We start from the raw sequence: 21,748 nt of genomic DNA, 5'->3' as shown, positions 1-21,748 counted from the left end.
GCTCTCCCGCTCTCCTGCCTTCCTGACCTCCGGGGCTCAGAGCCAGACGTTGTCGTTGACCGACCCCAGGCCGGTGCCGGACAGCCGCCGGTGCAGGGCCAGCGCCTGGTCCTCGGTCAGCGACGCGACATGGTCCGCGGCGGCACGCAGCCGGTCCCCGTGCAGCGCCAGCTCCTCGGCGCGGTCCGGCGGCAGCAGCTCGGGTGCGTCATAGGACCAGCGCAGCAGCTCGCTCACCACCCGCCGCTTGCCGTGCTGCTGGGTGGCGAGGGCGGGGCGGTCGATGACGTAGCACCACACCAGTTCCTTGAGCAGATCGCAGGCGTCCCGCCGCTCCTGAGGGATCACCAGCCGCGCCCCGTAACGGATCGCCGCGGTGCCGCCCACCTCCAGCTCGATCCCGCGGGTGAAGTACGAGATCAGATCGGCGGTGCGGCGATTGACCGCGACCGCGTCCTCATGGCTGCCGCTGTACGGGGCGGGCACCGCCAGCCGCTTGCCGATGTCCGACATCATCACCAGCGCCGCCGCACGGTCGAAGGCCGCGCCCTCCCGCGCCCGCTTGACCTCGACGTAGTCCAGGAAGCGGCGGATCTCCCGCTCGGTGTCGGCGCCCGCGGCACCGTCCGGCGGGAACAGCGCGGCCAGCGGAATCAGGCCCGTACGGTAGAAGTCCTCCACGTCGTGGCAGGCGTAGGTGACATCGTCCGCCCAGTCCATGACCTGCTCCTCGACCGGTACGGCGGTGTCCGTACGGCCGGCCCGCACCCAGGAGAACGCCTCCCGGTCGGCGACGTAGACCCCCCACTTCACATGCCGCGCCGGATCCTGGTCGACAGGTGCCCGCTCCCACGGGTACTTGGTGGCGGCGTCCAGACAGGCGCGGGTCAGATGCAGCCCGCGGTGGCCCGGGTACTTGTGGGCGGCGAGGAAGGTCAGCACCCGCAGGGTCTGCGCATTGCCCTCGAAGCTGTCCAGCACACCGTCCGCGAAGTGCAGCTCGTCCATGGTGGCGCGCAGGGCCAGCTCGCCCGCGTGCCCGAAGGGCGGATGGCCGATGTCGTGGGCCATGCACGCCGCCTCGACGAGCGCCGGGTTCGGCCCGCCGTACCGGCGCTCCAGCCGCTCCGCCATCCGCCGCCCGAGCTGCGCGACCTTCATGGAGTGGGTCAGCCGGGTGTGGTACGCGCCCAGCTCGGCGCTCGCCACCACCTGGCTCTTGCCGGCCAGCGCCCGCCACTGGGTCGAGTAAAGGATCCGGTCGACGTCGTGCTCGAAGCCGGACCGCTGCCCGTCGTCGGGCACCCGTCGCCGGAGGGAGTGCTGCTCTAGGTCCTCATCGCTGTATGTGGCAGGTCGCATGCGCGGATGGTAGTCCCGCCCGGCACGTCGGGGCCCGGCCGGTCGGTTTCGGGGCCTCATGGGGGCGGGGCACCTGGGAGCGTCGCCCGTCACCACGTCCGGTGACGGGCGGTACGCCTGGGCGCTCGGCGGTACGCCTAGGCGCTCAGCCGGCGCCGCCAGCGCGGGTGGGGACGGGCATGGGGGCGGGCGTGCGCCGGGTGGGCGTCCGCCCGGCGGCGGCGGTCGTTGCAGAGCAGGCACTTTCCGTAGCCCGGCGGAAGGGGATCTTCGGGGTCGCCGAACAGCGGATCGACCGCGCCGTGGGGATGTATGGCGCAGCCGGTCGGGCCGCTGTCGGCACCCAGCGAGCTGGCGGCGGTCAGGGCCTGGCGGAGGACGTCGACGAGCTGGTCCGCATCGCGCCGGGTCGGCGCGGACTGCAGGGACGAGGCAAGGTCGGAGGCGGTGGTCAGCGCGGTCTGGAGTTCGCGCAGGTTTGCGTAACCCATGCCTCGGAGCGTAGGCGGACCCACTGACAGTTGATCTTCCGATCGCACTTCGCGGCTTCCCATGGCCGGATGCATGCCCGCTGACGCCCACGATTTAGCACCGCGACGGTGACGGTCGCCTTGCCGGTCGATGACGGGGTGGGGGGGTGGGTTCGGGGGTGGGGGGGGGCGGGGGGAGAGCCGCAGGGCCATGAGCCGCTGAGCCAGAACCGCCGGGCACCCCCCCCGCGAAAGCGCCCCCCGCGAAAGCCCCCCCGCAAGCAACCCCTCACGGAGCGATCGGCAGTGCCCTCTTGTGGTCGGTGAGGCGGTAGCGGCGGACGATGGCCTCGGCGGCGGCCGCGTCGACCGGCTTGCCCTCCAGGAAGTCGTCGATCTGGTCGTAGCTCACGCCGAGCGCGTCCTCGTCCGGCTTGCCCGGGTCGAGGGTCTCCAGGTCGGCCGTGGGCACCTTGCCCACCAGCTCCTCGGGGGCGCCCAGCGCCGCCGACACCGCGCGCACCCGGCGCTTGGTCAGCCCGGTGAGCGGCACCACATCGGCCGCGCCGTCACCGAACTTGGTGAAGAAGCCGGAGACCGCCTCGGCGGCGTGGTCGGTGCCCACGACCAGGCCGTCATGGGCGCCCGCGACCGCGTACTGCGCGATCATGCGCTGCCGCGCCTTGATGTTGCCCTGGACGAAATCCTGGTGGTGGGCGTCGCGGAAGACCAGCCCGCCGTCCACCGCGGCCTGCAGCGCCGCATCGCTCGCGGGGCGGATGTCGACGGTCAGCTCCCGGTCGGCGCGGATGAATTCCAGCGCCCGCTGGGCGTCCTTCTCGTCCGCCTGGACGCCGTACGGCAGCCGCATCGCGTAGAACGTCGCCTCGTGCCCGGCGGCGCGGGCCCGCTCCACGGCGAGCTGGCAGAGCCGGCCCGTGGTCGTGGAGTCGACGCCGCCGCTGATCCCCAGGACCAGCGAGCGCAGGCCCGTGGAGGTCAGCCGCTCCGTGAGGAAGGCCACCCGGCGCTCGATCTCCTGCTCGGCGTCGAAGGACGCGGTCACCTGGAGATCCCGGGCGATCTCCTGCTGCAGGGCCTTGGACGCCGGGTCGGTCACGGCTGCTCCTCTAGTTCTCGTGCCGCGTCGCGCGGTGGCGGTGACGCGCTGCTTCTCTGTCGCCTACGCAGGGTGCTCCCCTCTGTGGAGGCACTCCGCGGAGGCGCGGTTCCTGGGGACGCGGAAAGGCGCGCCGGTAGGAAACCTTATGCCGGGCGGGCCCACTTCTTGAGGGCGGCCTTGGTCGAGAAGTCCGCGACATCCTTGTCCAGCGGCTGGTCGGTGTACTGATGGAAGCGCCACTTCGCCTTGATCCGCGGATGCCCGGCGGAGACGTAGTCGGCGATCCACAGGCCGTCGGCCGCGTAGGACGTGGTGTCGTGGTTGAGCCAGAAGTCGCGGTTGCAGTAGAGCAGCACCCGGTGGGTGGGGCGCAGCTTCTTCACCGCGGCCAGGAACTGGTCCTTCTGGGCATTGCTCGCATAGGTCCCCTCGCCGGTGCGCTCCCAGTCGCAGGCGAGGAGATCACCTTGCACCGATGCGCATTTCTCGACGAAGTATTTCGCCTGGGCGGTGATATTCCCCGGCCAGAGGAAGTGGTAGAAACCGACCACACAGCCCGCTTTACGGGCCTTTGATGCCTGTGCGGACTGGTGCGGATTGATGTAGGAGCGGCCCTCGGTCGCCTTGACGAAAACGAAGTCCAGCCCCTCGGCGGAATACGAGGTGTTGTAGGAGCTGACATCGACACCATGCAGCATGAACGGCCTCCTGCCGATCGGACCTGCGGATTCGAAGCGTCAACTGCGCGAAGTGTCAACTGCGTTGCAGCGGTGCCGGGCGTTTCCTGTGTTCCTGGGGGCTTGCCTGATCGGGTGCTGGTCGGTGTGTTCCTGCGTTCCGGCGACCGGTTTCGGTGATCCGTTCCGGTGACCGGATTTTGGTGATCGAATTTCGATGATCGGGATTTCCGCGAGCCGGCGTTCCTGCGTGCGAAGCAGTCTCGTTCCAGCAGTTCAGCATGTTTGCTACCGGGGACGCCAGATCGTGGACGGGAAGTTCCTTGTGCCGCGGTCAAGTTGAGGCGGGGCCGGTTTCGCCGACCGGACCGGCCCCGCCGTCCGTGGGCGGCCGCTTCAGCGCCGCAGGGCCCGTCGCACCAGCCGCCGGGCGCGGGCCCGGGCACGGCCGAGGGTGCGCTGCCGGGCACGGCGGCCGCGCGTCGACCGGAGCTCCTGGAAGAGGAGTGCGTAGCGCTCGGCGATCGGTTCCGGGTCGTAGCGGTGCGAGCTCTCCAGCGCGGCCTCGGCCATCGTGTGGCGCAGCTGCGGGTCCTCGATGAGCCGGAGGAGAGCGCCGGACAGCGCCCGGCCGTCGCCGCGCGGCACCAGCAGGCCGTCCGTACCGTCATGAATGATCTCGGCCGGGCCCAGCGGGCAATCGGTGCTGACGACGGGAACACCGCAGCGCATCGCCTCGACCAGGGTCATGCCGAAGGACTCCGCGTCCGAGGCCGAGGCGACGATCGACGCCTTGGCGAACTCCGCCTCTATCGGGGAGCGCGGCCCGGTCAGCTCCGCCCGCTCGCCCAGCCCGAGCCCGTCGATCAGCTCCTGGAGCCGGGCGCGCTCGGTGCCGCCGCCGTGTATCCGCAGCCGCCAGTCGGGGTGCTTGGCCGAGACCGCGGAGAACGCCTCGATCAGCAGGTCGAAGCGCTTGCCGCGGACCAGCCGGCCGGCCGCCGCGATCACCTTCGCGGTGCCCTCGGACGGCGGCCCGGCCGGTGCGGGCACGATGTTGGGCACGGCCAGGACCCGCACGCCGGGCAGCGGCATCCGCGCGCCGTAGACAGCGGCATCCGCGTCGGTGGTGGTGACCAGGGCGTCCAGCGTCCGGTAATGGCGGGCGAGTTCGGCCCGCAGCCGCTTGCTGTGGGCGTCGTGGCGGAGGTGCTCCTGGGCGATCCGCAGGGCCCGGCGGGGGCCGAACCGGGCCAGGTAGACATTGATGCCGGGCCGGGTGCCGATCAGCACGTCCGCGTCGCTGGTGCGCAGGAACTCCGCGGCCCGGACGTCGACCAGCCGGCTGTACTGGTGGTGCCGCTTCTCGGCGAGCGGGAAGTCCTGCGCGGGCTCACCGAACAGCGGATCGGCCATGTCCTCGCTGCCGACGCGGGTGTCCACCAGCGGCACCAACCGCACCCGGGGGTCCACGGTGAAGCGCGGGACCTCGCGGTGCCGCAGCATCGAGACGATCTCGACATCGTGCCGGTCGGCGAGCGCGGCCGCGAGGTTGAAGGTGGTGCGGACGGTGCCGCCGATGGCGTAGGCGTTGTGCAGCAGGAGGGTGATCTTCATACGGTGTCGTGCTCTTCCCCGAGATGTGCCGAGTCGGTCCGACCGGCCGGTACGCTCGCGGCCGGTCGCCACGACCGGCCCGTCCGGCACCGGGCCACCGTGGCGGTAAGGGGTAAGCCGATGGCGTGGCGAGGGTGAGAGCCCGGTAAGAACAGCGGGTGAGATCCCGGTAAGAAACCCGGCGCCGGACCGGCCGCCCGCCGCCGCACCTCCGGGCCCTTGGCAGACTTGCCGGGTGACCCATTCCGTACTGCTCGCCGAGGACGACCGTCCCATCCGCACCGCGCTGGAGCGTGCCCTGACCCTGGAGGGGTACGAGGTCACCGCCGTCGCGGACGGCATCCAGGCGCTCGCCGCCGCGCACCGCGAGCGGCCCGACGTGATCCTGCTGGACGTGATGATGCCGGGGATCGACGGGCTGCAGGTGTGCCAGGTGCTGCGGGCCGAGCAGGACCGCACCCCGATCCTGATGCTCACCGCCCGGGTCGAGACCGCGGACCGGATCGCCGGCCTGGATGCCGGTGCGGACGACTACGTGGTCAAGCCGTTCGAGGTCGAGGAGGTCTTCGCCCGGCTGCGGGCACTGCTGCGACGGACGACGGCGGGGGCGGCGACCGACGAGGGCGGTACGGGCGCCGGTCCCGGTGCGACGGACGAGGCCGGGGGAGCCGAGGGGGCCGAGGAGGCGTACGACGCCCGGATCGCGGACAGCGGCGTCGTGGAGGCGGCGGACCTGCGGATCGACGGGCCCTCGCGCCGCGCCTGGCGCGGGGAGCGGGAGCTGGAGCTGACCCGGACCGAGTTCGAGCTGCTGGAGCTGCTGGCCCGCAACGCCGGGATCGTCCTGGACCATTCGACGATCTACGACCGGATCTGGGGCTACGACTTCGGTCCGGGTTCGAAGAACCTCGCGGTGTACGTGGGCTACCTGCGGCGCAAGGTCGATGTCCCGGGCTGCCGCCCGCTGATCCACACGGTGCGCGGCGTCGGTTACGTGCTGCGGGAGGACTGAGATGCCCAGGCCCCCCGACCGGTCCGGGACCGGGCCCGGCCGCCGGCTGCGGGCCCGGCTGCGGACCTGGGCGGGCTCCTGGCGCGGCGGCGGGCCGGCCGCCTGGCTGCGCACGCGCTGGCTGCGCACCCGGAGGCCCGCCAGTCTGCGCACCGCCTTCGCGGTCGCGTTCGCCACGGGGGCGGCCGCGGTGACCGTCCTGGTCGGGTTCCTCAGCTACGACGCGGCGGCCCGGCTGGTACGGGTCGACGAGCGGTCGGTGTTCTCGCAGGTCGTACGGGATCTGCGCACCCAGGTCCAGGAGAAGCCGTTCCTGCCCGCCGACTACACGACCCCCGACCCCGACCACGACGGACCGCGCGACGACCTCACCCGGCCCACCCGTACCGATGTGCAGATCCTGGGCGCCGGCGGCCGGATCGTGGAGCCGGGGCGCCCGGCCCTCCCGGCCGGTGCCGGGGAACGCCGGATCGCCGGCGAGCGGGACGCCGGCCGGTACGCGGAGCGGGAGGCGGAGATCGGCGACGAGGAGTACCACGTCGCGACCGTGGCGCTCGGCGGCGGCCGGGGCGCCGTGCAGGTCGCGCAGAAGTTCAGCGAGACCGAGGATCTGCTCTCCGCCCTGCAGCAGCGCACCGCCCTGCTGGCCGCCGCGGTCATCGCGCTGTCCGGTGCGGGCGGCTGGTGGCTGGCGCGCCGGATCACCGGCCGCCTGGTGCGGCTGACCTCGGTCGCCGAGAACGTGGCGGAGCACGGACGGCTGGACGTCCCGGTCCCGGTGGCGGGCCGGGACGAGGTCGCCCGGCTCGGGCGGGCCTTCGACGACATGCTCGGCCGGCTGGCCAGCGCCGTCCAGGACCAGCAGCGCCTCGTCCAGGACGCCGGCCATGAGCTGCGCACCCCGCTGACCTCGCTGCGTACGAACATCTCGCTGCTGAAGCGGTTCGACGAACTGCCGCCGGACGCCCGCGACGAGCTGCTGGCCGATCTGGCGGGCGAGGCCCGTGAACTCAGCGATCTGGTCAACGAACTGGTGGATCTGGCGGCCGGACAGCGCGACGACGACCCGCTCTCGGAGGTGCACCTCGCCGAGGTCGCGGAGAAGGCGGCCGCCTCGGCCCGGCGCCGCACCGGCCGGGAGATCACCGTACGGACCCTCCGCCCGGCGGTGGTCGAGGGCCGGTCCGCGGCCCTGCACCGTGCGCTCACCAATCTGCTGGAGAACGCCGCCAAATTCGACGCGGGCGGCACGGAGCCGATCGAGGTCGTCGTCACCGGGGCCCGCATCGAGGTCCTCGACCGCGGCCCCGGTATCGCGGACGCCGACCTCACCCGGGTCTTCGACCGCTTCTACCGGGCGGCGGCCGCCCGTGGCCTGCCCGGCTCCGGCCTCGGCCTCGCCATCGTCCGCGAAATCGCCACCGCCCACGGCGGCCACGCCTTCGCCACCCGGCGCCCCGGCGGCGGCGCGACGCTGGGCTTCACGGTGGGCACGGGGAGCCGTGGGTAGGGCTTCCCACGTTTTTGTCTTTGCCGCCGTGGTTGTTGCTCGCCGTGTGTCGCCCGCTAACGCGGTGCGCTCGTCGTTGCGCCTGCGGCGGGCCCGTCCGCTGCGCTTTGCCGGTCTCGACGTGGGGGGTTTGTCGTCGTTGCGCCTGCGGCGGGCGGGGCCGCTGCGCGGGGCTGTCGGGGTGCGGTGACGGGCCTGCGCGGGTGGGGGTGTCCGGACTGCTTCGCTTTACGTCCGGACACCCCCACCCGCTCCGACCCGTCCCCTCCCGTGGGTGGGAGGGGGAAAGGGCAGGTGGGGGTCATCGTGACGGGTCCGGTGCGGCTCGTGGGCTGCAGAGAAGCGGTGATGGGTGGCCCGCCCCCACTCACCGTCACTTCATTCCCCCACGGGAGGGGACGGGCCGGAGGGGCAGGGGTGTGGGACGTAAAGCGAAGCAGTCCCACACCCCTGCCCCGGAGGTCCGTCACCGCACCCACAGCCCCGCGCAGCGGACCCCGCCCGCCGCAGGCGCAACGGCGCGCGCACCGCGCAGCGGGCGATAAACGGCGAGTAACAACCACGGCGGGAAAGCCAAAAACGTGGGAAACCCCTACCCTTGCGCAACCTCCACCATCTCGTGCAGATCGGCCGCCGCATCCAACGCGGCGGCCGCGGAGAAGGTGACGCAGGCGAGCAGGGCCGTGGCGATCAGGCGGCGGGCGAGGGCGGCGGTGCGCAGGGGAGGGGCCGGGGCGGGTTCGGGGGCCAGCAGGGCGGCGACGCGGCGGGGTACCGGGCCGGTTGTCGCGGCGAGGACGGTGCGGGGGCGGGGCGAGGCCGCGGCGGGGCGGGCGGCCAGCGCGGCGCGGCCGATGGCGCGGGCCGTGACGCGGCGGTCGCCCACCCGGGACGCGGCGGATTCGTCGGCCCAGCGCTCCAGGGCGTAGGCCAGGGGTGCGCGCAGGGACCGGAGCAGCGGGTGGCAGACCGCGGCGAGCGCGACCGTGAGCAGGAAGAGATGGTGCCGGCCCGCGAGATGGGCCCGCTCATGGGCGAACAGCGCCTCCCGCTCGTCCGGGGGCAGGGCCCGCAGCATTCCGGCCGTGACCACCACTCGGCCCGGCCGGCCCGGCAGGGCGTAGGCGTCGGGCGCGGAGTCCGGCAGGACGCACAGGTCGCCGGTGGCGGGGTGGGAGCCCGTGGCGAGCCGGGCGGTGCGCAGCTCGACGTGGTGGCGTCGGGCGCGGTGGGCGGCGGCGAGCGCGCAGGCGGTGAGCAGACCGGCGGCGACACCGGCCGCGGGGACCGACAGCGCCGGATCGTCGCCCAGCAGCGGCAGGGAGAGGTGGCCCAGGGCGGCGACCGGAGGCAGCCGGAGCGCCCCGGCGGTCAGCAGCAGACCGAGCGCCGCGGTCGTACAGCCGGCGAGCGCGACCGCGCAGCCGGTCAGCAGCCAGGCTGCGGCGCGCGGCGGCAGCGACTCCGCCAGGCGGCGGGCGGCCGGCACCGCGAGCAGCGGCATCAGGAGGGGGATCCAGACGGCGAAGATCATGGCTGGGCGGTTCCGGGGTCGTCCTGCGGGCCGGCTCCCGGACCCTCGGGGGCGCCGTCCGCGCCCTCCAGCAGGGACCGCAGCAGCTGTTCGTCCTCGCTGGTCAGCTGGGAGACGAAGCGGGCGAGCGCGGTGCCGCGGTCGTCCTGCTTGTCGAGTTCGCTCCGCATCCGCCGGGCGGTCAGCCCCGCGGAGTCCTGTATGGGGGAGTACACGAAACCGCGGCCGGCCCGGGAGCGGGAGACCGCACCCTTGTCGTGCAGCCGGGTGAGGATCGTGGTGACGGTGGTCCGCGCGAGCCGGCCGCCCAGCGCGCCCTGTACCTCGGCGGGGCTCAGCGGCCCCTCGGCCGCCCAGAGCGCCGCGAGCACGCTCGCCTCCAGCTCACCGGCCGGGCGCCGCTGCACGGGTGATGTCTCCGACATGGAACGCCCTTCACCACTTCGTCGTCTACAGTCACGTAGACCGTCTACGTGACTGTAGTCGGTCGGGCCGGCCGGAGGGCAGGCCCGCAACCCATTATGGGAGGGGCCGCCGACATGTCTGCAGCCGCCGCATCTTCGCAGGTGACAGCGATGGTCCAGGCCGTGAACGTGCTCGACGCCGGATCCCTGCTGGCCGCGTTCGGCGCCCTGGGCATCGCCGTCGTGCTGTTCGCCGAGACCGGGCTGCTGATCGGCTTCTTCCTGCCCGGCGACTCGCTGCTGTTCACCGCCGGACTGCTGTGCGCCCCGGGCACCACCGGCGCCGTCCACCTCGCGCTGCCGCAGGTGCTCACGGCCGCCGCCGTCGGTACCCTCGCCGGCTCCCAGACCGGCTACTGGATCGGCCGGCGCGGCGGCCGCGCCCTGCTGGTCCGCAGCCGCGCCCGCCGGCTGCACGAGGGCGCCGCCCGCGCCGTGGGGGCACCTCCCGGCCGGAGGCTGGGGGAGGGTTCCTCGCCCGCTACGGCCACGCCAAGGCGATCGTCCTCGCCCGCTTCGTCCCCGTCGTGCGCACCGTGCTGAACCCGCTGGCCGGCGCCCTGGGCGTGCCCGCCCGCACCTTCGCCCTCTGGCAGATCGCCGGCGGCCTGCTCTGGACGCTCGGCCTGACCCTCGCCGGATACGCCCTGGGGGCGTCCGTACCGAACGTCGACCGCTATCTGCTGCCGCTGGTCGCCCTGGTGGTGCTGGTGTCGCCGGCCCCGCTCGCCGTCGAACTGCTCCGTGCCCGCAGGCGCCCGGAAGGGACGCCCGGTCCCACACCGCCGCCCGGCGCCTGAACCACCCGGCCCCCACGCCGCCCCGGCGCCCGGCCCCCCGGCCGTCCGCCCCCTCCGCACCACCCCACCGCACCCCGAGCCGCCAAGGAGACCCTCGTGCACCACCTCGCCTTCGGGGGAGCCTCGATCGACGGCGGCCCGTACCTGTGGATCACCGCGCTCGCCCAGCACGTTCCGCACGGCCTGAACACCCTCATCACCTACTGGACCGACTACGGGCTCGCCCTCTTCGCCGTCCTGATGCTGCTCGGCTGGTGGCGGGCCCGGAACGGCGCCTCCCGCACCATGGCACTGGCGCTGGCCGCCCCCGTCGTCGTGGTCACCGCCTTCCTCGCCGACGACCTCGTCAAGACCTTCTTCGACGAACAGCGGCCCTGCCGGACGCTCCATGCCGTCACCGTCGAGGCCTGCCCCGGGCCCGGTGACTGGTCCTTCCCCAGCAACCACGCCACCATCGCCGCGGCGGCCGCGGTCGCCCTGCTGCTGTGCGACCGGCGGCTGGGCCGGATCGCCGTCCCGGCCGCGCTCCTGATGGCCGCCTCCCGCGTCTGGGTCGGCGCGCACTACCCGCACGACGTCGCCGCCGGCCTGGCCGCCGGCTCCCTCGTGGCGGGGGCGCTCACCCCGCTCGCCCGCCGCGCGGCCCCCGCCGTCGACCGGATCCGGGCCTCCCGGCTGCGCCCCCTGGTGGCCGCGCGGTGACGGCGCCCGGACCGGAACCGGGGCCGGAACCGCGGCCGCCGCGGCCGGACGCGGAGCCGGTCCCGCCCGCCGGTCCGCGGCGTCCCGGCGCCGTCCCGCTGCTGGTCTTCGCCGCCGTCTGCGCCGCGCTCTTCACCGCCGTGACGCTCACCGTGTCCGTACGCCATGGCACCCCGCTCGCCCCCGAACGGGCCGCCCTCCGCTGGTCCACGGCCCACCACGGGGAGCCGCTGCGCTCCCTGGCCCGTGCGCTGACCGCCACCGGCAGCGGTCCGGTGCCCTATCTGCTGGCGGTGCTCGCCGGTCTGCTGGCCGGCCGCGGTGCGGCGGGCCGGCTGCGCGCGGTGCTCTGCGCCGTCGCCGCCCTCGCCGTCGGCCAGGCGATCCGCTACGGACTGATGGAACTGCTCGCCCGCCCCCGCCCGCCGGCCGCCGACTGGGCCGGGCACGCCTCCGGCTACGCGTTCCCCTCCGGCCATGCCACCACCTCCGCGCTGGCGGCCGGCCTCCTCGCCTGGGGCATCGCCCGGCGCGCCCGCCCCGCCGTGGCCCGTACCTGGTGCGTGGTGCTCGCCCTGTGGGCCGTCGGAGTCGGCCTCACCCGCGTCTACCTGGGGGTCCACTGGCCGGGCGATGTCCTGGGCGGCTGGCTGCTGGCGGCCGTCCTGCTCGCCCTCGCACTGCTCCTGGAGCCGTTCGCCCTCCCGCGCCGTGACCGCCTCATCCGGCCCGGTACAAGCCCCTCGTCACGGGCATTCCCATGAAGAGCTGACGATCGGACCAGATCTTCCCCAAGGCCGCATGGACGCCACCCGCGCCGAGCAGCACTGTCCTGGGTGCCGGGACGGCGGAGGCGATGCCGTCACGGCGCCGCTCACGGCACGTACCGCCGCACCGCCAGGGGGACACACCGATGAACCAGCCGCTCGACGCCTCCCCGCCGCGCCCGTCGGCCGACGGGACCGCCGCGTCCGCCGCCCCGCACGGCCGCTGCCAGGCCGCCGCCGCCAAGGACCCCACCCCGTGCGAGGGCCCCCGGGAAGCCGCCACCATCGTCGACCGCCAGGGCAGGGAGGTCGCCGGCTGCGTCCACCACTGCGCCCGCCTGCTGGCCGGCCTCGAAGGCGCCCGGGTCCACCCCTTCGTCCCCACGAGCCGGGCCCTGGACGTCTACTCCCGGGCCCGCGAACTCCCGCCCTTCGCCTGGGAGATCGGCAGATAGGGCGGCCGGTGGACCGGCGGACGGCCGGTCCACCGGGCGCTCAGCACTCGATGATGTTCACCGCGAGGCCGCCGCGGGCGGTCTCCTTGTACTTGACGCTCATGTCGGCGCCGGTGTCCTTCATGGTCTTGATGACCTTGTCGAGGGACACATGGTGGCGGCCGTCGCCGCGCAGGGCCATGCGGGCGGCGGTGACGGCCTTGACGGCGGCCATGCCGTTGCGCTCGATGCACGGGATCTGGACGAGGCCGCCGACGGGGTCGCAGGTCAGGCCGAGGTTGTGCTCCATGCCGATCTCCGCGGCGTTCTCGACCTGCTCGGAGGAGCCGCCGAGGACCTCGGCGAGACCGCCGGCGGCCATGGAGCAGGCGGAGCCGACCTCGCCCTGGCAGCCGACCTCGGCGCCGGAGATGGAGGCGTTCTCCTTGAAGAGCATGCCGATGGCGCCGGCCGCGAGCAGGAAGCGGACGACGCCGTCCTCGTCGGCGCCCGGCACGAAGTTGACGTAGTAGTGCAGGACGGCCGGGATGATGCCGGCGGCGCCGTTCGTCGGGGCGGTCACCACCCGGCCGCCGGCCGCGTTCTCCTCGTTGACGGCCATGGCGTAGAGGGTGGTCCACTCCATCGCGCGGGCCGCCGCGTCGCCCTCGGAGCGCAGGGCGCGGGCGGCGTTGGCGGCCCGGCGCCGCACCTTCAGACCGCCGGGCAGGATCCCCTCACGGGACATGCCGCGGGTGACGCAGGCCTGCATGACGTGCCAGATCTCCAGCAGACCCGCGCGGATCTCGTCCTCGGTGCGCCAGGCCTTCTCGTTCTCCAGCATGAGGGCGGAGATGGACAGGCCGGTCTGCTGGGACAGCCGCAGCAGTTCGTCGCCGGTGCGGAAGGGGTGGGTCAGGGCGGTGTCGTCCGGCACGATCGGGTTCTCGCCGGCGACCGCGTCCTCGTCCACGACGAAGCCGCCGCCGACCGAGTAGTAGGTCTTCTCCAGCAGGGGGGCGCCGGCGGCGTCGTAGGCGAAGAGGGTCATGCCGTTGGCGTGGTAGGGCAGGGCCCGGCGCCGGTGCAGGATCAGCTCGGCCGACTCGTCGAAGTCGATCTCGTGGGCGGCGCCTATCTCCGCGCCGAGCAGTCGCAGACGCTTGGTCTGCCGGATGCGCTCGACCTCGGCGTCGGCGGACTCGACGTCGACGGTGCGCGGGGAGTGGCCCTCCAGGCCGAGGAGGACGGCCTTGGGGGTGCCGTGGCCGTGGCCGGTGGCGCCCAGCGAGCCGAACAGCTCGGCGCGCACCGTGACCGTCTGGGCGAGCAGACCGTCCTTCTTGAGGCGTCCGACGAACATCCGGGCGGCGCGCATCGGGCCGACGGTGTGGGAGCTGGAGGGGCCGATGCCGATGGAGAAGAGGTCGAAGACGGAGATGGCCACGGGGGCGGACTCCCTTGTCTGCTCGTGGTGGACGGTGGAGCAATGGTGCGAGAGGTACGTTTCTGCGCCGTTGGTCGAGCGTAACGCGGCCCCGGCCCGGTGCTGCCGGACGGAAACTGTCGGGTTCCCGTCGCCGGGGGTAACGGTCGGTGTCGTGGTGCACACGCGGTCGCCGGGCCGCCGGGCCGCGCACGGGTCCCGGCCCGCCCGAGGCGGTCCGCCCGGCCCTGATCCGCCGGATCGGGCCCGGCCCGGAACTTGCCGCCCCGTGGAAGGACGGCTGCCCTGCGCCGCCCCGGCCATGCACGCCGAGGAATCACCGGAGCGGGCCGCGCGGGCGCGGAAGAGGGGAGAAAAGCGGGCATACGGGCCGCGGGCCCGGGGCGATCCGCCCCGGGCCCACCGCTCGTGCACCCTCCGCCCGCCGGTCACCGGCGGGCAGCGGGCTCAGTGCATGAGACGCGTCACAGGGACGGGTACAGCGGGAACTTCTCGGCGAGCGCGGTGACGCGGGCCTTGAGGGCTTCGGCGTCGTAGGCGGGCTTGAGGGCCTCGGCGATGATGTCGGCGACCTCGCTGAAGTCCTCGGCCTGGAAGCCGCGGGTGGCCAGCGCCGGGGTGCCGATCCGCAGGCCCGAGGTCACCATCGGCGGCCGCGGGTCGTTGGGGATGGCGTTGCGGTTGACCGTGATGCCGACCTCGTGGAGGCGGTCCTCGGCCTGCTGGCCGTCGAGCTCGCTGTCGCGCAGGTCGACGAGGACGAGGTGGACGTCGGTGCCGCCGGACAGCACGGAGACACCGTGCTGCTTGACGTCGTCGCGCACCAGCCGCTCGGCGAGGATGCGGGCGCCGTCCAGGGTGCGCTGCTGGCGCTCCTTGAAGTCGTCGGAGGCGGCGACCTTGAAGGAGACGGCCTTGGCGGCGATGACGTGCTCGAGGGGGCCGCCCTGCTGGCCGGGGAAGACCGCGGAGTTGATCTTCTTGGCGAGCTCCTGGGTGGACAGGATCACGCCGCCGCGGGGGCCGCCCAGGGTCTTGTGGGTGGTGGTGGTCACCACGTGGGCGTGCGGCACCGGGTTGGGGTGCAGGCCCGCGGCGACCAGGCCGGCGAAGTGCGCCATGTCGACCATGAGGTACGCGCCGACCTCGTCGGCGATGCGGCGGAAGGCGGCGAAGTCGAGGCGGCGCGGGTAGGCGGACCAGCCGGCGACGATCAGCTTGGGGCGGTGCTCCTTGGCGAGGCGCTCGACCTCTTCCATGTCGACGAGGTTGGTCTTCTCGTCGACGTGGTAGGGCACCACGTTGTAGAGCTTGCCGCTGAAGTTGATCTTCATGCCATGGGTCAGGTGCCCGCCGTGGGCGAGGTTGAGACCCAGGATGGTGTCGCCCGGCTTGATGAGCGCGAACATGGCGGCGGCGTTGGCCTGCGCGCCGGAGTGCGGCTGCACGTTGGCGGCCTCGGCGCCGAAGAGCGCCTTGATGCGGTCGATGGCGATCTGCTCGACCACGTCGACGTGCTCGCAGCCGCCGTAATAGCGGCGGCCGGGGTAGCCCTCGGCGTACTTGTTGGTGAGGACGGAGCCCTGGGCCTCCATGACGGCGACGGGGGCGAAGTTCTCCGACGCGATCATTTCGAGGGTGGACTGCTGGCGGTGGAGTTCGGCGTCGACGGCGGCGGCGACATCGGGGTCGAGCTCATGGAGGGAGCTGTTCAGAAGCGACATGAGTCTTTCCTGGGGAGTCGGGGGGCGCGATGGGGGTCCCCCGGACGGAGTCCGGGGGAGCTTCCCGGCGAGCCGTGGCGGTCGGGGAAGCCGGTCGGTCCGGACGGTTCAGCCGGTGATGAAGGCGGCGTACTCGTCGGCCGAGAGCAGCTCGCCCGGCTCACCGCTGATCTTCACCTTGAACAGCCATCCGCCCTCGAACGGGGCGGAGTTCACCAGCGAGGGGTCGTTGACGACGTCCTCGTTGATCTCGGCGATCTCACCGTCGACGGGCGAGTAGAGATCGCTGACCGACTTGGTCGACTCCAGCTCGCCGCAGGTCTCGCCCGCCGCGACGGTGGCACCGACCTCGGGGAGCTGCACGTAGACGACGTCGCCGAGCGCGTTGGCCGCGTGCTCGGTGATGCCGACCGTCGAGACGCCTTCCTCGGCGCCCGACAGCCACTCGTGCTCCTTGCTGTAGCGCAGCTGCTGGGGGTTGCTCATGGCTCGATTCTCCTGTACGCGAGGGTGTGATCGTGAAGGGGGTCGCCCCTGGCGGAGCCGGGGGGAGGTTCTTGCACGGGGACGCGCGGGCGCGCGCCGCTGCCGGGACTGCCGCGGAGGAACCCTTACTTCTGCCGCTTGTAGAACGGCAGAGCGATGACCTCGTACGGCTCATGGCTTCCACGGATGTCCACGCAGACACCCTCGGTGCCCGGTGTGGCGTAGGCCGCCTCGACATAGGCGATGGCGATCGGCTTGCCCAGCGTCGGGGACGGCGCCCCGGAGGTGACCTCGCCGATGACCGTGCCGTCGGCCGTGACGACCGGGTAGCCGGCGCGCGGGACCCGGCGGCCCCCCGCGATCAGACCGACCAGCTTGCGCGGCGGGTTCGCCTCGGCGCGCTCGGCGGCCGCCGCCAGCGCGGCACGGCCGACGAAGTCGCCGTCGTTGGTCGTCTTCTCGAACTTCACGACCCGGCCCAGGCCCGCGTCGAACGGCGTGGTCGCGGTGGTCAGCTCATGCCCGTACAGCGGCATGCCCGCCTCCAGGCGCAGGGTGTCGCGGCAGGAGAGACCGCAGGGCACCAGCCCGGTGTCCTTGCCGGCCTCGGTCAGCGCCTCCCAGAGGGCGACCGCGTCGGCCGGCCGGACGAACAGCTCGAAGCCGTCCTCCCCGGTGTATCCGGTACGGGCGATCAGCGCCTCGACACCGGCGACCGTGCCGGGCAGACCCGCGTAGTACTTGAGGCCGTCCAGATCGGCGTCCGTCAGCGCCTTGAGGATGCCGGGGGACTCCGGGCCCTGCACCGCGAGCAGTGCGTAGGCGTCCCGGTCGTCGCGGATCGCGGCGTCGAAGCCGCCCGCCCGTGCGGTCAGCGCGTCCAGCACCACCTGGGCGTTGGAGGCGTTGGCGACGACCATGTACTCCTGGTCGGCGAGGCGGTAGACGATCAGGTCGTCGAGGATGCCGCCCTCGGCCTCACAGATCATGGTGTAGCGCGCGCGGCCCGTCTTGACGCCGCCGATGTTGCCCACCAGCGCATAGTCGAGGAGGTCGGCGGCCTGCGGGCCGGTGACGGTGATCTCGCCCATGTGGGAGAGGTCGAAGAGGCCGGCGCGGGTGCGGACGGCGACGTGCTCGTCGCGCTCGCTGCTGTAGCGCAGCGGCATGTCCCAGCCGGCGAAGTCGGTCATGGTGGCGCCGAGCGCGCGATGGGTGGCATCCAGCGCGGTGCGGCGGGGGGCATCAGTCATGGTTCTGGGCTCCCAGGCATGGGTGAGAGGACGTTCTCCCCATCTGTCATCGGAACCTGAGAGGTTCACCGGGATCCCGCGAACGGACCCGGTTTGCACCTTGGGTGGAGCCACTCCGTCGACCGGGCGGTGACTCGCTTTTCAGATCTGCCTAGCCCGCGCGGTATAGGGGCCTGAGAGATTCAAGGGAGGACTTGCTCCTTCGGCGCCCCGCCATGGCGGCCGGGGACTCTCCCGCGCGGGTTCAAGCGGCCGGTATGGAGTTGGCGGTGCACGGGTGAGCTGTGATGTGCACGTGGCGGCCACATCATTGCACGGGATCGCCGGATACAGGAGACCTGGTCGGCGCCCCGCCCACGACGTGGGCAGATCCGGCGTTCGCCTTGATGGGCATTACCTTTTCTTGACACTCTGCGGGTAGGGGACGGACTCGAACCGGAGCAGAACCGGACGGGGAGGACGATCGCGTGCACAGCGAAGCGGCATTCGGGGCCACTTCCGGCGTCGTGCCTCCGGCCGTCGGGCCGGCGGCACCGCCCGCCGTGGTGTCCCGCCCCGGCCGGGCGCCGCGGCCCGTCGTCCGGCCGGGGCACGGCGCCGAGATCGTGGACCTCCGCGGCGGGCGGCGGGCGCGGAGCGCCGCCGAGCTGCGGTTCCCGGCCGGCGACCTGGTGGTGGTCTCCGGCCTGCCGGGCAGCGGCAAGAGCACCCTCATGCACCGTGTCGTGCCGCCGCTGGACGCGCACGGCGCCGCGGTGCACCGCATCGATTCGCAGGACGCGCGCGAGCGCTGGGAGCACGGCAGACTGCGCCGGCTGCCGTACGCCCTCTACCGCCCGCTGGTCCGGGCCGCCCACTATCTGACGCTCGCCCGTGCGCTGCGCTCCGGCGACAGCGTGGTGGTGCACGACTGCGGCACCCTGGCCTGGGTGCGCGGCTGGATCGCGCGGTCGGCGGTGCGCGGCGGGCGGGGGCTGCATCTGGTGCTGCTCGACGTGACGCCCGAGGTGGCGCTGTCCGGCCAGGAATCGCGTGGGCGCGGGGTGTCGGGGTACGCCTTCGCGCGCCACCGCGGGGCGGTGGGCCGGCTGGTCGGCGCGGCGGAATCGGCCCGGCTGCCGAAGGGGTTCGGCTCGGCCGTCCTGCTCGACCGGCGCGCGGCGAGCGCCCTGGAGACGGTCGGCTTCGACTGAGCGGACGGACATCCTGCCCCGCAGGTCCCCCGGCGCGCCTTCTCGTCTAGGGTCTTTGGCCAGATGGCGCGGTTTGGAACGGGTGGATACACATGACATTGCCGGAGCAGGGGATACCGCAGCTGGCGTGGCCGGCGAACGAGCTCGAAGAGGTGCTGGCCGCTTCGGTCGGGCACCCGGGCGCCGGTGGCCGGATCGTCGAGGTACTGGGCCGCAGCCGGGTGTGGGTGCCGCTGCCCAACGGCGGCGGCCCGGACAGCGCGGGCCCCGGTGCCCGCGGCCTCGATCTGCCGACCGTCGAGCTCGACGGTGCGGCCTATGTCCCGGTCTACACCTCCGAGCAGGAGTTCCTGCGGGTGGTCGGCACGCATATGTCCTTCACGGTCGCCCCGGCCCGGGAGTTCGCCCGCGGGCTGCCGCCGCACATCGGCATCGCGGTCAACCCCGACGGCGTGATCGGTGTCCCGCTGCCGCCGCCCGCGGTGGCCGAACTGTGCCGCGAGCAGCGTCATGAGCCGGCCGGTCTGCCCAGCGGTGGCCGGGTGCGGCTCTTCGAGCCGGACTGGCAGGACGAACCGGTGGATTTCCTGGCCGCGGCCGGGCTGGAGTTCTCCGCCGCCGGAATTGTCCTGACTGCCCGGCGTGCCCTGGCAAGTGTCGAGGGCGACACGCCCGCGCTGTTCATCGGTGTTCAGGTCGCGGCCGACCCCGCGGCTCTGTACGACGGCACTGCCCGCGAGGCGGTACTGTCAGCCCTCGGACGTGCGCTCGGTGCAGTACCGCTGCCCTGGTCCGTACAGCTCGTCATGCTCGACCTCGCCCAGGGCGACCCGGTCGCCGACTGGATGCTGGAGCGCGTGCGGCCCTTCTACTCCCGGGACCACTCGTAAGCTGGATGGATGACGGGCGGGCGCACCCACACGTGCCCTGCTGACAGAAGGGACGGACCACGTGAGCGCGGGTGCGCATCAGGGGCCGGCGGCGGCCGGAGCGCTGGAGCAGTTGCTCCAGCAGGTCTCGCCCGGCCGTTACGACGCCTATGAGGCACTGCTGCACGCGCTCGCCGCGGGCCAGGTCTGGATGCTGCTGTGGCACGGCCGGGCCGGTATGCCCGATGCGCAGTACGGAAACATGGAGGTCGAGGGCCTCGGCTATGCGCCGTGCGTGACCTCGGCGCCCGAACTCGCCGCCTCCGGCTGGAACCGCGACCACGAGATCGTCACCGGTCCGGAGATCGCCGCCGCACTCTTCCCCGACCGCTGGGGCCTGTGGCTGAACCCGCACGCCCCCGGTGGCGGCGTCGGCATCCCGTGGCTGGACCTGCGCCGTATCGCCGGAGGTCTGGACCGGCTGCCCGCCGGTCCGCTGCGGATCTCCGAACCGGTCATCGACATCCCGCAGTTCTATGCGCTGCTCGCCCAGAACGCCCACCGGACGCCCGCCGTGCGGTCGCTGCGCCGGGCCTGGGTGCAGCCGGCGCTCGGCGCCCCTTATCTGGCGATCGGTCTGGATCTGTACGACACCGGCCAACAAGCGGTGGATTCGGTGCGGTTGATGATCCAACAGTCGATCGGTGCCGTTCCGGACGGTCTGCCCGTCTCCACGGTCGCGATGAACGACGAGTACGACCCGGTCGGCATGTGGATGCGGGCCTCCGCGCGCCCCTTCTTCGACCGTGACGGCTACCTCCAGCCGCAGGGGCAGCCGGCTCCCGCACCGTCGTACGGCTACGGCTACCCGCGCCCTTACTGACAGCCCGTCTCCGACGCCCGGGAGTGCCGGCCGGGCGCCGGTCTTATGGCGAATTCACCCTGCATGCCCCGCGGTTGAGGCTCTCTCCCGCGGGTGATCGCTCCGCTCAGCCCGAACTGTTGTCCGTATAACGGAACGTCGTGGAGCACATCACAGTTGCGCATCCATTCCCCGTCAGGACTGGTGACTGATCGAGAAAGGGATGAAGACTCCGGAAACAACAGGGCCTCGGTCCTTTGTACGAGCGTCATCCCGTATGGCGTCGCGTGAGCCTCTGGTCTTCCATGGTGCGAACTTCCGCGATGCCCGCAGGACTTGCACCGAACTTGCACCAGTGATGTGAATCAGGCCGCGATCCGCGGCGGGCAGGGGCCGGCCACCGTCGGCCGAGAGGGGTCAAAGGCACTGTGACGGCACCGATCGAGACCACCGGGGCGGCTGCTGAGGCGCAGCCGGAAGCGGTGCTGAAGGGCGTCGAGGCAAAGCGGATCGAGGGGCGTTCGCTCGGTCAGATCGCATGGCTGCGCTTCCGGCGGGACAAGGTCGCGGTGGCCGGTGCCATCGTTGTCATCCTGCTCATCGCCGTCGCCGCGCTCTCCCGTCCGATCCAGTCCCTGCTGGGGCTGGACCCGAACAATCCCAACCAGTCGCTGATCGACCCCAACACCACGCTCCCCAAGGGCGACCTCGGCGGGATGAGCGCGGACCACCCCCTGGGCGTGGACCCGAAGTTCGGCCGCGATCTGCTCGCCCGGATCCTGGAGGGCTCCTGGGTGTCGCTGATCGTGGCGTTCGGCGCGACGCTGCTGTCGGTCGCCATCGGCACCGTGCTCGGTGTGGTCGCCGGCTTCTACCGCGGACGGGTGGACGCCCTCATCAGCCGCATGATGGACGTCTTCCTGGCCTTCCCGCTGCTGCTGTTCGCCATCGCGATCTCCGCCTCGCTGCAGGGCGGCGCCTTCGGCATGGAGGGCCTGCCGCTGCACATCTCGGTGCTGATCTTCGTGATCGGCTTCTTCAACTGGCCCTACATGGGGCGGATCGTGCGTGCGCAGACCCTGTCGCTGCGCGAGCGGGAATTCGTGGACGCCGCCCGCGGCATGGGGGCGCGCGGGCCGTTCATCCTCTTCCGGGAGCTGCTGCCCAACCTGGTGGGTCCGATCATCGTCTACTCGACGCTGCTGATCCCCTCCAACATCCTCTTCGAGGCGGCGCTGAGCTTCCTGGGCGTCGGCATCCAGCCGCCCCAGGCGTCCTGGGGCGGCATGCTCAACCAGGCGGTCAAGTACTACGAGGTCGACCCCCAGTACATGATCGTCCCCGGCCTCGCGATCTTCGTCACCGTGCTCGCGTTCAACCTGCTCGGCGACGGACTGAGGGACGCGCTGGACCCGCGCAGCCGCTGACGGCGCTGCCGGACG

General features: G+C 72.8%; 20 protein-coding genes, 1 pseudogene and 1 riboswitch. Of the genes and pseudogenes, 10 read left to right on the top strand and 11 right to left on the bottom strand.

Translation table 11 applies throughout. The features are described from left to right. Window positions 1–36: 36 nt before the first annotated feature. From dgt to Scani_RS03645, 5 genes are all read right to left on the bottom strand, one after another. Window positions 37–1,362: a dGTP triphosphohydrolase gene (dgt, locus tag Scani_RS03665; protein WP_246295479.1), complete on the bottom strand. Its 1,326-nt coding sequence runs from the start codon at window positions 1,360–1,362 to the stop codon at window positions 37–39. A gap of 137 nt (window positions 1,363–1,499) precedes the next feature. Continuing rightward, complete coding sequence (locus Scani_RS03660) at window positions 1,500–1,853, bottom strand: hypothetical protein (protein ID WP_159469959.1); 354 nt, start codon at window positions 1,851–1,853, stop codon at window positions 1,500–1,502. Window positions 1,854–2,121: 268 nt separating this feature from the next. Continuing rightward, complete coding sequence (gene nadE / locus Scani_RS03655; RefSeq protein ID WP_159469957.1) at window positions 2,122–2,952, bottom strand: NAD(+) synthase; 831 nt, start codon at window positions 2,950–2,952, stop codon at window positions 2,122–2,124. A 146-nt stretch (window positions 2,953–3,098) separates the two neighbouring features. Next, complete coding sequence (locus Scani_RS03650) at window positions 3,099–3,653, bottom strand: GH25 family lysozyme (RefSeq protein WP_159469955.1); 555 nt, start codon at window positions 3,651–3,653, stop codon at window positions 3,099–3,101. Window positions 3,654–4,028: 375 nt separating this feature from the next. Next, the gene (locus Scani_RS03645) at window positions 4,029–5,249 is read right to left on the bottom strand and encodes a glycosyltransferase family 4 protein (RefSeq protein ID WP_159469953.1); all 1,221 of its coding nucleotides are present in this window, start codon (window positions 5,247–5,249) and stop codon (window positions 4,029–4,031) included. Window positions 5,250–5,484: 235 nt separating this feature from the next. Here Scani_RS03645 and Scani_RS03640 point away from each other — a divergent pair, with 235 nt between their 5' ends. Both Scani_RS03640 and Scani_RS03635 read left to right on the top strand, forming a co-directional pair. After that, a complete protein-coding gene (locus tag Scani_RS03640; RefSeq protein ID WP_159469950.1) occupies window positions 5,485–6,261 on the top strand; it encodes a response regulator transcription factor in 777 nt (258 codons plus the stop codon). Window position 6,262: 1 nt separating this feature from the next. Further along, window positions 6,263–7,771: a sensor histidine kinase gene (locus Scani_RS03635; RefSeq protein ID WP_159469948.1), complete on the top strand. Its 1,509-nt coding sequence runs from the start codon at window positions 6,263–6,265 to the stop codon at window positions 7,769–7,771. A 592-nt stretch (window positions 7,772–8,363) separates the two neighbouring features. Here Scani_RS03635 and Scani_RS41645 read toward each other — a convergent pair. Both Scani_RS41645 and Scani_RS03625 read right to left on the bottom strand, forming a co-directional pair. Continuing rightward, window positions 8,364–9,305 carry a M56 family metallopeptidase gene (locus Scani_RS41645; RefSeq protein ID WP_159469947.1) on the bottom strand — a complete coding sequence of 314 codons (942 nt, stop codon included), beginning with the start codon at window positions 9,303–9,305 and terminating at the stop codon, window positions 8,364–8,366. Beyond that, complete coding sequence (locus Scani_RS03625) at window positions 9,302–9,730, bottom strand: BlaI/MecI/CopY family transcriptional regulator (RefSeq protein ID WP_159469945.1); 429 nt, start codon at window positions 9,728–9,730, stop codon at window positions 9,302–9,304. Before Scani_RS03625 ends, Scani_RS41645 begins: the two co-directional genes overlap by 4 nt. 114 nt (window positions 9,731–9,844) lie before the next feature. On the opposite strand from Scani_RS03625, the pseudogene Scani_RS03620 reads away from it, so the two are divergent. The 4 genes and pseudogenes from Scani_RS03620 (at window position 9,845) to Scani_RS03605 (ending at window position 12,493) form a co-directional block, all read left to right on the top strand. Beyond that, window positions 9,845–10,569 (top strand): annotated as a pseudogene (locus Scani_RS03620) (DedA family protein). Window positions 10,570–10,665: 96 nt separating this feature from the next. After that, window positions 10,666–11,271 carry a phosphatase PAP2 family protein gene (locus Scani_RS03615; RefSeq protein ID WP_159469942.1) on the top strand — a complete coding sequence of 202 codons (606 nt, stop codon included), beginning with the start codon at window positions 10,666–10,668 and terminating at the stop codon, window positions 11,269–11,271. After that, complete coding sequence (locus tag Scani_RS03610; protein ID WP_159469941.1) at window positions 11,268–12,035, top strand: phosphatase PAP2 family protein; 768 nt, start codon at window positions 11,268–11,270, stop codon at window positions 12,033–12,035. Before Scani_RS03615 ends, Scani_RS03610 begins: the two co-directional genes overlap by 4 nt. Window positions 12,036–12,184: 149 nt before the next feature. Further along, complete coding sequence (locus tag Scani_RS03605; RefSeq protein WP_159469939.1) at window positions 12,185–12,493, top strand: hypothetical protein; 309 nt, start codon at window positions 12,185–12,187, stop codon at window positions 12,491–12,493. A 40-nt stretch (window positions 12,494–12,533) separates the two neighbouring features. Here Scani_RS03605 and Scani_RS03600 read toward each other — a convergent pair whose 3' ends face one another. From Scani_RS03600 to gcvT, 4 genes are all read right to left on the bottom strand, one after another. Continuing rightward, the gene (locus Scani_RS03600; protein WP_159469937.1) at window positions 12,534–13,919 is read right to left on the bottom strand and encodes an L-serine ammonia-lyase; all 1,386 of its coding nucleotides are present in this window, start codon (window positions 13,917–13,919) and stop codon (window positions 12,534–12,536) included. Window positions 13,920–14,383: 464 nt separating this feature from the next. Then, window positions 14,384–15,643, bottom strand: a complete 1,260-nt coding sequence (gene glyA / locus Scani_RS03595; protein ID WP_159469935.1) for a serine hydroxymethyltransferase — start codon at window positions 15,641–15,643, stop codon at window positions 14,384–14,386. A 108-nt stretch (window positions 15,644–15,751) separates the two neighbouring features. Next, entirely contained in the window at window positions 15,752–16,129 is a 378-nt protein-coding gene (gcvH, locus tag Scani_RS03590) for a glycine cleavage system protein GcvH (RefSeq protein WP_159469933.1), read from the bottom strand. A gap of 125 nt (window positions 16,130–16,254) precedes the next feature. After that, window positions 16,255–17,382, bottom strand: coding sequence for a glycine cleavage system aminomethyltransferase GcvT (gene gcvT / locus Scani_RS03585; RefSeq protein ID WP_159469931.1), 1,128 nt, complete (start codon window positions 17,380–17,382; stop codon window positions 16,255–16,257). 151 nt (window positions 17,383–17,533) lie between these two features. Then, a riboswitch (glycine riboswitch) is annotated at window positions 17,534–17,629 on the bottom strand. Between the two features lie 220 nt (window positions 17,630–17,849). On the opposite strand from gcvT, the gene Scani_RS03580 reads away from it, so the two are divergent. From Scani_RS03580 to Scani_RS03565, 4 genes are all read left to right on the top strand, one after another. Then, window positions 17,850–18,575 (top strand): AAA family ATPase, encoded by a 726-nt coding sequence (locus tag Scani_RS03580; RefSeq protein WP_159469929.1) that lies wholly within the window; start codon window positions 17,850–17,852, stop codon window positions 18,573–18,575. A 92-nt stretch (window positions 18,576–18,667) separates the two neighbouring features. Continuing rightward, window positions 18,668–19,465, top strand: coding sequence for an enhanced serine sensitivity protein SseB (locus Scani_RS03575; protein WP_159469927.1), 798 nt, complete (start codon window positions 18,668–18,670; stop codon window positions 19,463–19,465). Between the two features lie 61 nt (window positions 19,466–19,526). After that, window positions 19,527–20,327 carry an enhanced serine sensitivity protein SseB C-terminal domain-containing protein gene (locus Scani_RS03570; protein WP_159469925.1) on the top strand — a complete coding sequence of 267 codons (801 nt, stop codon included), beginning with the start codon at window positions 19,527–19,529 and terminating at the stop codon, window positions 20,325–20,327. 407 nt (window positions 20,328–20,734) lie between these two features. After that, entirely contained in the window at window positions 20,735–21,733 is a 999-nt protein-coding gene (locus Scani_RS03565) for an ABC transporter permease (RefSeq protein ID WP_159469923.1), read from the top strand. Window positions 21,734–21,748: the final 15 nt, after the last annotated feature.

It is taken from the genome of Streptomyces caniferus, from assembly GCF_009811555.1.
Taxonomy (GTDB): Bacteria; Actinomycetota; Actinomycetes; order Streptomycetales; family Streptomycetaceae; genus Streptomyces; species Streptomyces caniferus.
This window is presented reverse-complemented; position numbering and strand designations above follow the sequence as displayed.